9 protein-coding genes are annotated in these 13,721 nt (G+C 64.6%); 7 read left to right on the forward strand and 2 right to left on the reverse strand.

Annotated elements, in window-relative coordinates; genetic code table 11:
* The first annotated feature begins 43 nt into the window (after nt 1-43).
* The 5 genes from AC3WUM_RS14085 to AC3WUM_RS14105 all read left to right on the forward strand — a co-directional run bounded on the left by AC3WUM_RS14085 (nt 44) and on the right by AC3WUM_RS14105 (nt 6,820).
* Nucleotides 44-901, forward strand: a complete 858-nt coding sequence (locus AC3WUM_RS14085) for a MaoC/PaaZ C-terminal domain-containing protein (RefSeq protein WP_492410965.1) — start codon at nt 44-46, stop codon at nt 899-901.
* Nucleotides 902-1,102: 201 nt separating this feature from the next.
* A complete protein-coding gene (gene galU / locus AC3WUM_RS14090; RefSeq protein ID WP_492410966.1) occupies nt 1,103-2,008 on the forward strand; it encodes a UTP--glucose-1-phosphate uridylyltransferase GalU in 906 nt (301 codons plus the stop codon).
* A gap of 126 nt (nt 2,009-2,134) precedes the next feature.
* Nucleotides 2,135-4,996, forward strand: coding sequence for a 2-oxoglutarate dehydrogenase E1 component (locus AC3WUM_RS14095; protein ID WP_492410968.1), 2,862 nt, complete (start codon nt 2,135-2,137; stop codon nt 4,994-4,996).
* Between the two features lie 63 nt (nt 4,997-5,059).
* Nucleotides 5,060-6,295: a 2-oxoglutarate dehydrogenase complex dihydrolipoyllysine-residue succinyltransferase gene (gene odhB / locus AC3WUM_RS14100; protein ID WP_492410969.1), complete on the forward strand. Its 1,236-nt coding sequence runs from the start codon at nt 5,060-5,062 to the stop codon at nt 6,293-6,295.
* Nucleotides 6,296-6,427: 132 nt separating this feature from the next.
* Nucleotides 6,428-6,820, forward strand: coding sequence for a hypothetical protein (locus AC3WUM_RS14105; protein ID WP_492410970.1), 393 nt, complete (start codon nt 6,428-6,430; stop codon nt 6,818-6,820).
* Nucleotides 6,821-6,841: 21 nt separating this feature from the next.
* On the opposite strand, the gene zwf is transcribed toward AC3WUM_RS14105, so the two are convergent.
* Nucleotides 6,842-8,326 carry a glucose-6-phosphate dehydrogenase gene (zwf, locus tag AC3WUM_RS14110; RefSeq protein ID WP_492410971.1) on the reverse strand — a complete coding sequence of 495 codons (1,485 nt, stop codon included), beginning with the start codon at nt 8,324-8,326 and terminating at the stop codon, nt 6,842-6,844.
* Between the two features lie 174 nt (nt 8,327-8,500).
* Between zwf and edd the strand changes: the two genes are divergently transcribed.
* A complete protein-coding gene (gene edd, locus AC3WUM_RS14115; RefSeq protein WP_492410972.1) occupies nt 8,501-10,381 on the forward strand; it encodes a phosphogluconate dehydratase in 1,881 nt (626 codons plus the stop codon).
* 12 nt (nt 10,382-10,393) lie between these two features.
* Complete coding sequence (locus AC3WUM_RS14120; protein WP_492410974.1) at nt 10,394-11,020, forward strand: bifunctional 4-hydroxy-2-oxoglutarate aldolase/2-dehydro-3-deoxy-phosphogluconate aldolase; 627 nt, start codon at nt 10,394-10,396, stop codon at nt 11,018-11,020.
* 78 nt (nt 11,021-11,098) lie between these two features.
* On the opposite strand, the gene AC3WUM_RS14125 is transcribed toward AC3WUM_RS14120, so the two are convergent.
* Entirely contained in the window at nt 11,099-13,609 is a 2,511-nt protein-coding gene (locus AC3WUM_RS14125; RefSeq protein WP_492410975.1) for a glycogen/starch/alpha-glucan phosphorylase, read from the reverse strand.
* Nucleotides 13,610-13,721: the final 112 nt, after the last annotated feature.

A 13,721-nucleotide genomic window follows, 5' to 3' on the forward strand; every position in this document is an offset into this window, starting at 1 on the left:
TCCAGAACCCAATATCGAAGCCTTGTTCCGAGACGGACCCGTCATGATGCAGACGCTGACCCATCTTCCCGACGCTCGCCCGCTGCTGCTCAAGGCGCTGACGACGGCGACCCGCAAGCCGACCGCCGATGCCGTCATTCCGCCGCTGGCGGTCAAGGTCGGCGGAGTGCGCGCCGAGCCGGCGCTGCTCGAGCGCTATCGCGACGTCTGCGGCTTCGCGTCCTCGGAATTCCTGCCGATCACCTATCCGCAGGTGCTCGCGACCTCGCTGCATCTGTGGCTCATGACCCAGCCCGAATTCCCGCTGCCGCTGCTCGGACTGGTGCACCTGCGCAACAAGATCGAGCAGCCCACGGGCGGCCTGCCGGCTGACGGCGTCTACGACGTGGTCGCGAGCGTCGGTCCGGCGCGCAAGTTGCCGCAGGGCCTGATCTTCGACCTCAAGACCGAATTCACCGACGCGGCCGGGCAGGTGGTCTACAACGCCATCACCACGCCGCTCGTGCGTCTCAAGACCGGATTGCAGAAAAACAAGTCGCAGCCCGAGCCGAACACCAGCGGCCTGGCCGATTACCGCGAGGTCCGCGTGCCGGCCGATACCGGCCGTCGCTATGCGGCGGTATCACAGGATTACAACCCGATTCACCTGTTTCCGCTGACCGCCAAGCTGTTCGGCTTCAACCGCGCGATCGCGCACGGCATGTGGTCGGTCGCGCACTGCGCGGCCCTGCTCGAAGCGGACCTGGGCGCCCAGCCGCGCCTGCTGCAGGTGCAGTACAAGGCCCCGTTGCTGCTGCCGAACAAGGCCGTGCTCAAGCGATCGACGGCTGCCGGCTCGCAGGACTTCATGCTGCTGGCCGAACGCGGCGAAAAAGTGTTCCTGACCGGCTCGATTCGCTGACCGGCCCGTGGATGAGGCCGGATCGGGATTTTTCCTGCCGGCTTATCCGCTTATCGAGTCGGGAATATCGGTTTTGGCAATACAGGTTTCATGCTGAATTGCATGCATTGTTCAGCCTAACCTCCTAAACTATCGCCCGCTTCGAGCGGACGGCATGGGGTTTGCTGTTTCGCTCATTCCAAATTTGAAAAGGAGTGAGGCATGCGCATTCGTAAAGCGGTGTTTCCGGTCGCCGGCATGGGAACGCGGTTTCTCCCCGCCACCAAGGCCAGTGCGAAGGAAATGCTGCCGGTCGTCGACAAGCCGCTGATTCAGTACGCGGTGCAGGAGGCGATCAGTGCGGGTGCCGAAGAACTCATCTTCGTCACGGGCCGCTCGAAGAATTCCATCATGGATCACTTCGACAAGGCCTACGAGCTCGAGGCCGAACTGGCCCAGCGCGGCAAGGAAAAGCTGCTGCAGACCGTGCAGGAGATCCTGCCGCCGGGGATCACCTGCATCTTCATCCGCCAGGCCGAAGCCCTCGGCCTTGGCCACGCCGTGCTGTGCGCCTGGCCGGCCGTGGGCGACGAAGACTTCTCGGTGATCCTCGCGGACGACCTCATCGACGGCAAGCTGCGGCCCTGCCTTGCGCAGATGCAGCGCGTCTATCAGGAATACGGCACCAGCGTGATCGCCACGCAGCGCGTACCGAAGGAAGAGATCAGCGGCTACGGCGTCGTCGACGTGCAGCCCGTCGGCCCTGGCCTCGGCGAGATCCGTCGCATCGTCGAAAAGCCCAAGCCCGAAGATGCGCCGTCGAACCTCGCGGTGGTCGGTCGCTACATCCTGACCCCGCGCATCTTCAAGCTGCTCGAGCGCACGCAGCGCGGCGCCGGCGGCGAGATCCAGCTCACGGACGCCATATCGATGATGATCCAGGAGCAAACGGTGCTGGCCTACGAATTCGAAGGCACGCGCTATGACTGCGGTTCCAAGCTCGGTTACCTGAAGGCCAACGTCGAATACGGCCTCAAGCATCCGGAGCTCGCTGAAGATTTCCGCAATTACCTTTCCGAACTCGACGTCAAGAAGCCGGAGAAAGCGGAAAAGACGGCCAAGAAATAAGTCGCACCGCCGTGCGGGCGGCTTGGGTGCCGTCCCTCTCTCTGCCGCGATCCCTCAGGCGGCACTCCAGCTCCGCACGGTGTCCCTCGTAGCCCTTACGCAGAGCATCGCGGCAGCCAATTAAAAATGAGCGGTAGCAAATATCAGAGTTTCGTTGGTTCCTCCTCCATCCAGGGAGGCAACGCGACCTACGTCGAAGCGTATTACGAGCAGTTCCTCGAAGACCCGGAATCGGTCGATCCGTCCTGGCGCGCGTATTTCCGCTCGATCCAGGACCAGAGCGTGCAGCGCGAGGTGGCGCACAGCGATGTGCTGGCGCGCTTCGAGCGCATCGCCCGCGACAAGAAACCCGGTGCGGTCACGGTATCGCAGGAAAGCTTCGACGCCCGCGCGGCCGAGAAGCAGGGTGCGGTGCTGCGCCTGCTGAACTACTACCGCGTTCGCGGTCATCAGGCCGCCAAGCTCGATCCGCTCGGTATCGCTCCGCAGGTGCTGATCCCGGATCTCGATCCGGCCTTCCACGGCCTCGACGCCGCGGACATGGATACGGTGTTCAACACCGGCTCGCTCATGCACGACGGCGGCGACCGCCTGCCGCTGCGCGAGATCATCCGCATCCTCAAGAACGTGTACACGGACACCATCGGTGCCGAGTACATGTACATCACCGAGACGGCGCAGAAGCGCTGGATCCAGAAGCGTCTCGAAGGCGCGGCGTTCAAGCCTAAGGTGGCTCCCGAAGCCAAGCGCGAACTGCTCAAGCAGCTCGTCGCGGCCGAAGGCATCGAGCGCTACCTGCACAACAAGTACGTCGGCCAGAAGCGCTTCTCGCTCGAAGGCGGTGACGCACTGATTCCGGCGATGGACGAGATCCTGCGTGGCGCCGCGGCGCGCGACGTGGAAGAAGTCATGATCGGCATGGCCCACCGCGGCCGCCTGAACGTGCTGATCAACGTGCTCGGCAAGTCCCCCAAGGACCTGTTCGCCGAATTCGAGGGCAAGTACTCGGTCGATGCGCTGTCGCGCGCCGGCGACGTGAAGTACCACATGGGCTTCTCGACCGACGTCGAAGTGTCGGGCAAGCGCCTGCACCTGGTGCTCGCGTTCAACCCCTCGCACCTCGAAATCGTCAACCCGGTGGTGGAAGGCTCGGTCAAGGCGCGCCAGGTTCGCCGTCACGACGACATCGGCGCCCGTGCGGTGCCGGTGCTGATCCACGGTGACGCCGCGTTCGCGGGCCAGGGCGTGGTGATGGAGACCATGCAGCTGTCGCAGTCGAAGGGCTATGCGACCGGCGGCACGGTGCACATCATCGTCAACAACCAGATCGGCTTCACCACGCCGAACCCGATCGAAGCCAATCCGAGCCACGAGGCGCGCACGAGCCGCTACTGCACGGACATCGCCAAGATGTTCGAGGCGCCCGTGTTCCACGTGAACGGCGACGATCCCGAAGCGGTGGTGTTCGTCACGCGTCTGGCGATGGACTTCCGCAACGAATTCCACAAGGACGTCATCATCGACATCTGCTGTTATCGCCGGCTCGGCCACAACGAGGCCGACGAGCCGAGCGTGACGAGCCCGATGATGTACGAGGCGGTCAAGAAGCATCCGACCACCATGACGCTCTACACGCGCAAGCTCGAAGAGGAAGGCGCGATCGCCAAGGGCGAGGGCGCGGACCTGGTCAAGGCCTACCGCGAAGGCCTCGACAAGGGCGAGAACATCGTCCGCACCACGCTCGGCCTGGTCGGCAACAAGCACACGGTCAACTGGTCGAACTACACCAAGGGCAACTGGGACGACGCGGCCGATACCTCGGTGAGCCTCGAAACCCTGCGCACGATGTACGAGCGCGTGTCCAAGCTGCCCGAGACCTTCACGCTGCACAACCGCGTGCAGAAGATCTACGACGACCGCAACAAGATGGCGGCCGGCGAACTCGCGATGGACTGGGGCTTCGCCGAGACCATGGCCTACGCCACGCTCGTCAACGAAGGCTTCGCGGTCCGCCTGTGCGGCCAGGACGCGCGTCGCGGCACCTTCTTCCATCGTCACGCCACCGTGCATGACGCCCGGAACGGCGAGAACTTCACGCCGCTGCGCCATCTCGACCAGGACAAGTACAAGTTCGTCGTCAACGATACGCTGCTGTCCGAAGAAGCCGTGCTCGGTTTCGAATACGGCTACTCGACGGCCGAGCCGAACACGCTGGTGATCTGGGAAGCGCAGTTCGGCGACTTCGCCAACGGCGCCCAGGTGGTGTTCGACCAGTTCATCTCGAGCGGCCAGGCCAAGTGGGGCCGCGCCTGCGGCCTCGCGGTGTTCCTGCCGCACGGCTACGAAGGCCAGGGTCCGGAGCATTCCTCGGGCCGTCTGGAACGCTGGCTGCAGCTGTCGGCCGGCAACAACCAGCAGGTCTGCGTGCCGTCCACGCCGGCGCAGATGTTCCACATGCTGCGTCGCCAGATGAAGCGCGGCCTGCGCCTGCCGCTGATCGTGATGACGCCGAAGTCGCTGCTGCGCCACCCGCTGTCGGTGTCGACGCTCGACGATCTCACCAAGGGTCGCTTCCAGACCATCATCAGCGACAACGATGTCGACGCCGCGCAGGTCAAGCGCATCGTGTTCTGCTCGGGCAAGGTCTACTTCGACCTGTACCAGGCCCGCCTCAAGCAGGAGATCAAGGACGTGGCGCTCGTGCGTATCGAGCAGCTCTATCCGTTCCCGCGCGACGCCTACGAGGCCGCCCTGGCGCAGTTCCCGAACGCCAAGGACGTGGTCTGGTGCCAGGAAGAGCCCGAGAACCAGGGCGCCTGGTATCAGATCAAGCATCGCCTCGGCGCCTATCTGAAGCCGCAGCACAAGCTGCTGTACGTCACGCGCGACGGCAACTCGACGACGGCGGTCGGCTACCTGAAGGTGCACAACAAGGAACAGGAGGCCGTCATCAACGGCGCCCTCACCGGAGGCAAGCCGGCCAACTAAAGGCCGGCTTCCGCCGCGACAACGTATTCAACGGAAAAAAGTAAGTTCCCTTTCGGAGACAAGATGAGTATTGAGATCAAAGTGCCTGCGCTGCCGGAGTCGGTGTCGTCCGCGACTCTGTCGGCTTGGCACGTGAAGGCTGGAGAGCCGGTCAAGCGTGAGCAGAACCTCGTCGATCTGGAGACGGACAAGGTCATGCTCGAAGTGCCGTCGACGGTCGACGGCATCCTCAAGGAAATCCGCATCCAGCCGGGCGCGACGGTCAATGCCGGCGACGTCATCGGCATCATCGAAGAAGGCGCCAGCGCCGCCGGCCCGAAGGCCGACGAGCCGCAGGTCATGGCCAAGAACGAGGCCAAGGCTTCGCAGCCGACCTCGACCACCACGCCGGCTCCGGCGACCAATGGCGGTGGTGACGAACAGCAGGGTCCGGCCGTGCGCAAGCTGCTCGCCGAGCTCGGCCTGTCGGCCGCGCAGATCACCGGCACCGGCAAGGGCGGTCGCCTGACCGTCGAAGACGTCAAGGCCTTCGCGGCCAAGCCCGCGCCCGCCGCGGCTCCGGCCGCCAAGGTCGAGGCGCCGAAACCGGCCGCCGGCGCCCGCGAGGAGCAGCGCGTGCCGATGACGCGCATCCGCGCGCGCATCGCCGAGCGCCTGAAGGAATCGCAGAACACCGCGGCCATGCTGACCACTTTCAACGAAGTGGACCTCAAGGCCGTCAACGATCTGCGCGCCAAGTTCAAGGACAGCTTCGAGAAGACCCACGGCACCAAGCTCGGCTTCATGAGCTTCTTCGTCAAGGCCAGCATCGAGGCGCTCAAGAAGTTCCCGCTCGTCAACGCCTCGATCGACGGCAACGACATCGTCTACCACGCCTACTACGACATCGGCGTCGCCGTTTCGTCCGAGCGTGGCCTGGTCGTGCCGATCCTGCGCGATGCCGATGCGCTGTCGTTCGCGGAGATCGAGAAGACCATCGGCGAGCTTGGCGCCAAGGCCAAGACCAACAAGCTGACGATGGAAGACCTCACCGGCGGCACCTTCTCGATCACCAACGGCGGCATCTTCGGCTCGATGATGTCGACGCCGATCCTGAACCCGCCGCAGGCCGCGATCCTCGGCATGCACGGCATCTTCGATCGTCCGGTCGTGGTCAAGGGCGAGATCGTGATCCGCCCGATGATGTACATCGCGCTGACCTACGATCACCGCATCATCGACGGCCGCGACGCCGTGCTGTTCCTCAAGAGCATCAAGGACAGCCTCGAAGACCCGAGCCGTCTGCTGCTGCAGCTCTGATCGCCGCCGCTGCATTGCATTGATGCACGAAAAAGCCCGCGCAAGCGGGCTTTTTCGTGGGCGCCGTCCAGCGACGGTTCGGTGGCGAGCGATCAGGCTAGAGGCAAACAAAGGGAGCCGATGATGAGATTCATGATGTCTTTGCTGGCTTGCGTCCTGCTGTGCGCCTGCGCGGCGCAAAACTACGAGGGCGCCAAGAAGAGCCTGTCGACCCAGCAGCGGTCGTTCGTCGCCGCGATGCCGGCCTCGACAGCCTTGCGCGCGATCATCGAGGGCGCCGGCAAGTGCGCGCCAGGCGAGGGCGCGAACCTGATCCAGGAACGCCGTCTGGCCAAGGACGGCTTCGACGAGATCAGCCTCGTCACGCGCGATGGCAATTCGGCCGTGCTGCTCGCCGCGATCGAGATCTCGCCGCTCGACACCAAGACCACGCGCGTCAACGTGATCTGGAATCGCTGGCGCTGGAAGCACGACGAGCATCTCGTCGAGAAGTGGTCGCAGGGCTTCGCGGTCTGTTCGCTCTGAGCGTCGCTCCGGAACGATGGCCTACTGGTAACCGTCCTCGCGCCAGGTATTGCCGTCGCGCGTGATCAGCGTGTTCGACGCGGTCGGGCCCCAGGTGCCGGCGGCGTAGCTCCTGGGCGATTCGCCGAGCGCATCCCAGCCGTCGCGGATCGGGTCGATCCAGCGCCAGGCGGCGTCGAGCTCGTCGCGGCGCATGAACAGCGTGAGCTTGCCGAGGATCACGTCCATGAGCAGGCGCTCGTAGGCGTCCCACTGGCGCGTCTTGAACTCCTGCTTGAAGTCGAGATTCAAGTCCACCGGCCGCACTTTCATTTCCGCGCCGGGCACTTTGACCATCAGATACAGCATCACTTCTTCGTCGGGCTGCAGGCGGATGACGAGGCGATTGCCCTCGCTCGCCGAGCTCGGCAGGATCGCGTGCGGAACCGGCCGGAAGTTCACGACGATCTCGGCCATGCGTTCCTGCATACGCTTGCCCGTGCGCAGGTAGAACGGCACGCCGGACCAGCGCCAGTTGTCGAGCTCGGCCTTGATCGCGACGAAGGTTTCGGTGTGGCTGTCGGGCGGAATGTCGTCCTCTTCGAGATAGCCGCGCACGGCCGCGCCGTCGATCGCGCCGGCGCGATACTGGCCACGCACGGTCTTGGCCTTGATGCAGTCGAGCGTGATCGGGCGCAGGGCGCGCAGCACCTTGAGCTTCTCGTCGCGCACCGCGTCGGGATCGATGCTCGAAGGCGGCTCCATCGCCAGGATGCAGAGCAGCTGCAGCAGGTGGTTCTGCACCATGTCGCGCAGGGCGCCGTAGCGATCGTAGTACTCGCCGCGCCCTTCGACGCCGACCGTCTCGGCGATCGTGATCTGCACGTCCTGCACATTCGAGCGCCGCCACAGCGGCTCGAAGATCGCATTGCCGAAGCGCAGCGCGATGAGGTTCTGCACGGTCTCCTTGCCGAGGTAGTGATCGATGCGATAGATCTGCCGCTCTTCGAAGATTCTGGCGACGGCCTCGTTGATCTCGTAGCTCGAAGCCCGATCGCGTCCGAGCGGCTTCTCGAGCACGACGCGCGTCTGCGGCGTCACGAGCTGGTGGGCCGCCAGATTCGTGCAGATCTGAGCGAACAGGCTCGCGGCCGTCGACAGGTAGAACACGCGCACGCGATCGTTCGAACTCTGCAGACGGCGCGCGAGTTCGGCGTAGCCTTCAGGCTGGGTGCCGTCGAGGCGCAGATACTCCAGGTGCGCGGTGAACGCGGTCCAGGCCCGTTCGTCGAAGTCGCCGCCCGGAATGAACTGCCGGCAGTGCTCGCTGACGAGGTTCAGGTACTGCTCGCGGCTCAGGTCCTGACGCGCCACTCCGATGATGCGCCAGCCCTGCGTATGCTGGCTGTCGCGGAAGCGGTTGTAGAGCGCGGGCAGCAGTTTGCGCATGGCGAGATCGCCGGTGCCGCCGAAGAAGATCAGGTCGAACTCCTGCAAAGCGGTACCGACGGATTTGGCTTCCTGCATAATACCCTCTATGAAAACGTTTTCACGATCTGCACAGTGTGCGCCCAAATGGTCCTTCGATGCGAGTCGAAAGAGTGTTTTGGGCTCCTCCGTTTGCAGCCATTGCGGGTTCCCGGGCCAGCATCGTCGCTGGCTCAGCTTTTGCCAGTCCATTCAAATGGACAGGGAGATGTCATGAAGCAAGTCGAGTTGCACCCAACCGTCGCTGCGGTTACGCAACGCATTCGCGCACGCAGCGAAACTACGCGCAAAGCCTATCTCGGTCGCATGCACGCCGCGCGACAGAAGGGCACGGTGCGCTCGCACATGCCGTGTACCAACCTCGCGCACGCCTTCGCGGCCTTCGGCGACGACGACAAGCAGACCTTGCGCCAGGCGCGCTGGCCGAGCATCGGTATCGTCTCGGCCTACAACGACATGCTGTCGGCGCACCAACCGCTCGAGCATTTTCCGGCGCTGATCAAGCAGGCCGCGCGCGAGGCCGGTGCGGTCGCGCAGTTCGCGGGCGGCGTGCCGGCGATGTGCGACGGCGTCACCCAGGGTGAGCCCGGCATGGAGCTGTCGCTGTTCTCGCGCGACGTCATCGCCATGTCGACCGGCGTCGCGCTGTCGCACAACAGTTTCGATGCGGTGCTCTGCTTGGGCGTCTGCGACAAGATCGTGCCGGGCCTGCTGATCGGGGCGCTCGCGTTCGGCCATCTGCCGGTGATCTTCGTGCCGGCCGGGCCGATGACCTCGGGCATCTCGAACGAGGAGAAGGCCAAGGTTCGCCAGCTGTTCGCTCAGGGCAAGGTCGATCGCGAGGCCCTGCTCGAATCCGAAGCGCGTTCGTATCACGGCCCCGGCACCTGCACGTTCTACGGCACCGCGAATTCGAACCAGATGCTCATGGAGATCATGGGCGTGCACCTGCCGGGCACGGCTTTCGTCAATCCGTACACGCCGCTGCGCGAAGCGCTCACGCGCCAGGCCGCGAAGCAGGCTGCGAGCATCACCGCGCTCGGCAGCGACTACCGGCCGCTCTGCGAGGTGATCGACGAGAAGGCCATCGTCAACGGCATCATCGGCTTGCATGCGACGGGCGGTTCGACCAACCACACGATCCATCTCGTGGCGATGGCGCGCGCGGCCGGCGTGCTGATCAACTGGGACGACTTCGCCGACCTGTCGGCGGTGATTCCGCTGCTCGCCAAGGTCTACCCGAACGGCAAGGCCGACGTGAATCACTTCCACGCCGCGGGCGGCATGGGCTACCTGATCGGCCAACTGCTCGATGCGGGCCTGCTGCACGAGGACGTCAACACCGTGGTCGGTCGTGGCTTGCGCCGCTATGCGCAGGAGCCCAAGCTCGTCGACGGCCAGCTGCGCTGGCAGGACGCGCCGACCGCGAGCCTCGACGAGAACGTGCTGCGTCCGGCTGCGAATCCGTTCAGCCCCGAAGGCGGCTTGCGGCTGCTCACGGGCAATCTCGGTCGAGCGGTGATCAAGGTATCGGCGGTCAAGCCCGAGCATCGCATCGTCGAGGCGCCCGCGATCGTCTTCAACGATCAGGAGGAAGTGCAGGCCGCGTTCAAGCGCGGCGAGCTGCGGCGCGATTTCATCGCCGTCGTGCGCTATCAGGGCCCGCGCGCGAACGGCATGCCGGAGTTGCACAAGCTCACGCCGACGCTCGGCGTGCTGCAGGACGAGGGCTTTCATGTCGCGCTGGTGACCGACGGCCGCATGTCGGGCGCTTCGGGCAAGGTGCCCGCGGCGATCCACGTGACGCCCGAATGCCTGTCGGGCGGGCCGCTCGCGCTCGTTCGCAATGGCGACATCCTGCGGCTCGACGCCGAAACCGGCGAGCTGTTCGTGCGCGTCGCGGCCGAGGAATGGAACAGCCGCAGGATCGAGCCCGTCGATCTGTCGCATAACGAGTACGGCACCGGCCGCGAACTGTTCTTCAACGCGCGCCTGCACGCGGGCGGAGCCGAGCAGGGCGCGATGATGTACGCGCCTTACGATGACGTCTCGGCACCCATGCCAGTCGCCGTCGCAGCCCACACCCACGCCTGAGGAACGCGAGCAATGACTATCGACGAGATCTTCGCCGCCGGCCCGGTGATTCCGGTCATCGTGATCCAGCGCCTGGAATCGGCCGTGGGCCTAGCGCGAGCGCTCGTCGACGGCGGCGTGCACGTGCTCGAAGTGACGATGCGCACGCCCGTCGCGCTCGATGCGATGCGCGCGATGCGCGATGCGGTTCCTGAGGCCATCGTCGGCGCCGGCACGATCACCAGTCCCGCTGATTTGAACAAGGCGATCGCCGCAGGCGCGCAGTTCGGCGTGAGCCCGGGCGCGACGCCGTCGCTGCTGTCCGCGATCCGGGATTCGGGCCTGCCGTTCCTGCCCGGCGCGATGACGCCGTCGGACGTGATGCTGCGTCGTGATGCGGGCTTCACGGCGATGAAGCTGTTTCCGGCGCAGCAGGCCGGTGGCATCGGCATGCTCAAGGCGCTCGGCAGCGTCTTCGCCGACGTGCGCTTCTGCCCCACTGGCGGTATCGACGCGGCGACGGCGCCGCAGTTTCTCGCGCTGCCGAACGTGGCTTGCGTCGGCGGCTCATGGATCGTGCCGAACGATCTGGTCGCCGCCGGGCGCTGGAGCGAGATCACCGCCCTGGCTCGACAGGCGAGTGCGCTGCGAACCACCTGACGACGTCGCAGTTGCGATCGGACACCACAAACGAAAAGGCCGCCGATGAACCCGGCGGCCTTTTTCACTTCGGGACGACTACTGCTGCTCGAAGGCGGACTCGACGTCCTCCTGCGTGAGCAGGCGGATCGGCACCGATTTAGCGCCCCAGATTTCGTCGCAGTACTGCAGGATGGTGCGATCGGACGAGAACTTGCCCGAACGCGCGCTGTTGAGGATGGCCATGCGCGTCCAGCGATCGGCATTGCGATAGACGCGTGCGACTTCGTCCTGGCAGGCGACGTAGGAATCGAAGTCGGCGAGCAAAAAGTACGGATCGTGATAGAGCAGGTTGTCGACCAGCGGCTTGAACAGGCTCGCGTCTCCGCGCGAAAAGAAGCCGCTCGCGATCAGGTCGATGACTTCGCGTAGCGAATCGCTGCGCTGGTAATACTCCATGGGCCGGTAGCCGCTCGCGCCGAGCGCGTAGACCTCGGGCGTCGACAGGCCGAACTGGAAGAAATTCTCGGCGCCGACTTCCTGCTGGATTTCGATGTTGGCGCCATCCATCGTGCCGATCGTCAGCGCACCGTTCATCTGGAACTTCATGTTGCCGGTGCCCGAGGCCTCCTTGCCGGCGGTGCTGATCTGCTCGGACAGATCGGCGGCCGGATAGATGCGCTGGCCGTTGGTGACCGAGAAGTTCGGCATGAACACGACCTTGAGCCGGTCGCGCACGGCCGGATCGACGTTGACGACGTCGCCGATCGCAGTGATGAGCTTGATCATGAGCTTGGCCATGAAATAGCCCGGCGCCGCCTTGCCGCCGAAGATGAACGTGCGCGGCGTCAGATCGATGTTCGGGTTGGCCTTGATGCGCAGATACAGCGCGATGATGTGCAGCGCGGCCAGATGCTGGCGCTTGTACTCGTGGATGCGCTTGACCTGTACGTCGAAGATCGAATCCGGGTTGATCGAAATCCCAAGCCGTCGCGTGATGTGCGCAGCGAGATCGACCTTGTTGTCGCGCTTGACCTTGGCCCAGCGCAAGCGAAAGTCCGCATTCTCGATATGCGATTCGAGCCCTCGCAGCTGGCCCAGATCCTTGATCCAGCCTTCGCCGAGCGTCTCGCTGATCAGCGCGGTGAGCCGTGGATTGGCGAGCACGATCCAGCGGCGTGGGGTGACACCGTTGGTCTTGTTGCTGAACTTTTCGGGCCAGAGTTCGTAGAAATCCTTGAGCACGTCCTGCTTGAGCAGCTCGGTGTGCAGATCGGCCACGCCGTTGATCGCGTGGCTGCCGGCGCAGGCGAGGTTGGCCATGCGGACGTAGCGCGGCCCCTGCTCGTCGATCAGCGACATGCGGGCCAGGCGCTGCTCGTCGCCGAAGAAACGCAGGCGCACCTGGTCGAGGAAGCGCGCATTGATCTCGTAGATGATCTCGAGATGTCGCGGCAGCACGCGCTGGAACAGCGGCAACGACCAGCGCTCGAGCGCTTCGGGCATCAGCGTGTGGTTGGTATATCCAAAACTCTTGCAGGTGATATCCCAGGCCGTATCCCAGGCCAGCAGATGTTCGTCGACGAGTAGGCGCATGAGCTCGGCGACGCCGATGGCCGGATGCGTGTCGTTGAGCTGCACCGCGAACTTCTCGTGGAAGCGCTCGACCGGAACGCCCTGGATTCTGAGGATGCGCAGCATGTCCTGCAGCGAGGCGGAGACGAAGAAGTACTGCTGCTGCAGGCGCAGCTCCTTGCCGGCTTCCTGCTCGTCGTTCGGATAGAGCACCTTCGATAGGTTCTCGGAGACGATCTTCTGCGTCACCGCGCCGGCGTAATCGCCGCGGTTGAACTGGCCGAAGTCGAACGATTCGGGCGCCTCGGCCTTCCACAGGCGCAGCGTGTTCGCGGTGTTGACGTGATAGCCGAGGATCGGCGTGTCGTGCGGAACGCCGAGGACGACGCGCGCGGGCAGCCAGCGCACGCGCAGGCGTTGCTGCTCGTCGACGTACTGCTCGGTGTGTCCGCCGAAACGGATCTCCACGGTCCACTCGGGGCGCGCGATCTCCCAGGGATTGCCGTAGCGCAGCCACTTGTCGGTCTTTTCGGCCTGCCAGCCGTCGACGAGGGTCTGGTGGAAGATGCCGTATTCGTAGCGAATGCCGTAGCCGAGCGCCGGCACTTCGAGCGTGGCGAGCGAATCGATGAAGCAGGCCGCTAGGCGGCCCAGGCCGCCGTTGCCGAGCCCGGGCTCTTCTTCCTGATACAGCAGGTCTTCGAGATCGAGTCCGAGTTCGGCAACCATCGTCGCCGTCTCGTCGTAGATGCCCAGGTTGACCAGGTTGTTGCCCAGGTGCGGGCCCATCAGGAATTCGGCCGACAGATAGCAAACCGTACGCGACGCCTGCGAGGTGTAGGCCGATGCGGTGCTGATCCAGCGCTGCATCAGGCGATCGCGCACCGTGTGGGCGAGGGCCAGATAGTAGTCGGCGTTGTTCGCGAGCTTCGGAAACTTGCCCTGTACGTAGAGCAGGTTGTCGAGGAAGGAACGACGCAGATCCCGTATATCGAGGGAGGCGCGCTCACTTGCACGACGTTCGGTGTTCGTCATTCTGCAGACTCCGTTCTGGTTCTTGAATGCGCGTGATCGCAAATTCCGTGCGCGCTCGAACCCTGCGCCCGGCCATCTACTGGGGTTACAATATTCGCATCACCGAGAGAGA

Source organism: Hydrocarboniphaga sp. FW305-C-57, assembly GCF_058783045.1.

Bases quoted from the DNA above. Each gene is read 5' to 3' on its own strand.
- AC3WUM_RS14085 (WP_492410965.1), top strand. From the start codon at position 44: ATGATGCAGACGCTGACCCATCTTCCCGACGCTCGCCCGCTGCTGCTC.
- galU (WP_492410966.1), top strand. From the start codon at position 1,103: ATGCGCATTCGTAAAGCGGTGTTTCCGGTCGCCGGCATGGGAACGCGG.
- AC3WUM_RS14095 (WP_492410968.1), top strand. From the start codon at position 2,135: ATGAGCGGTAGCAAATATCAGAGTTTCGTTGGTTCCTCCTCCATCCAG.
- odhB (WP_492410969.1), top strand. From the start codon at position 5,060: ATGAGTATTGAGATCAAAGTGCCTGCGCTGCCGGAGTCGGTGTCGTCC.
- AC3WUM_RS14105 (WP_492410970.1), top strand. From the start codon at position 6,428: ATGATGTCTTTGCTGGCTTGCGTCCTGCTGTGCGCCTGCGCGGCGCAA.
- zwf (WP_492410971.1), bottom strand. From the start codon at position 8,326: ATGCAGGAAGCCAAATCCGTCGGTACCGCTTTGCAGGAGTTCGACCTG.
- edd (WP_492410972.1), top strand. From the start codon at position 8,501: ATGAAGCAAGTCGAGTTGCACCCAACCGTCGCTGCGGTTACGCAACGC.
- AC3WUM_RS14120 (WP_492410974.1), top strand. From the start codon at position 10,394: ATGACTATCGACGAGATCTTCGCCGCCGGCCCGGTGATTCCGGTCATC.
- AC3WUM_RS14125 (WP_492410975.1), bottom strand. From the start codon at position 13,609: ATGACGAACACCGAACGTCGTGCAAGTGAGCGCGCCTCCCTCGATATA.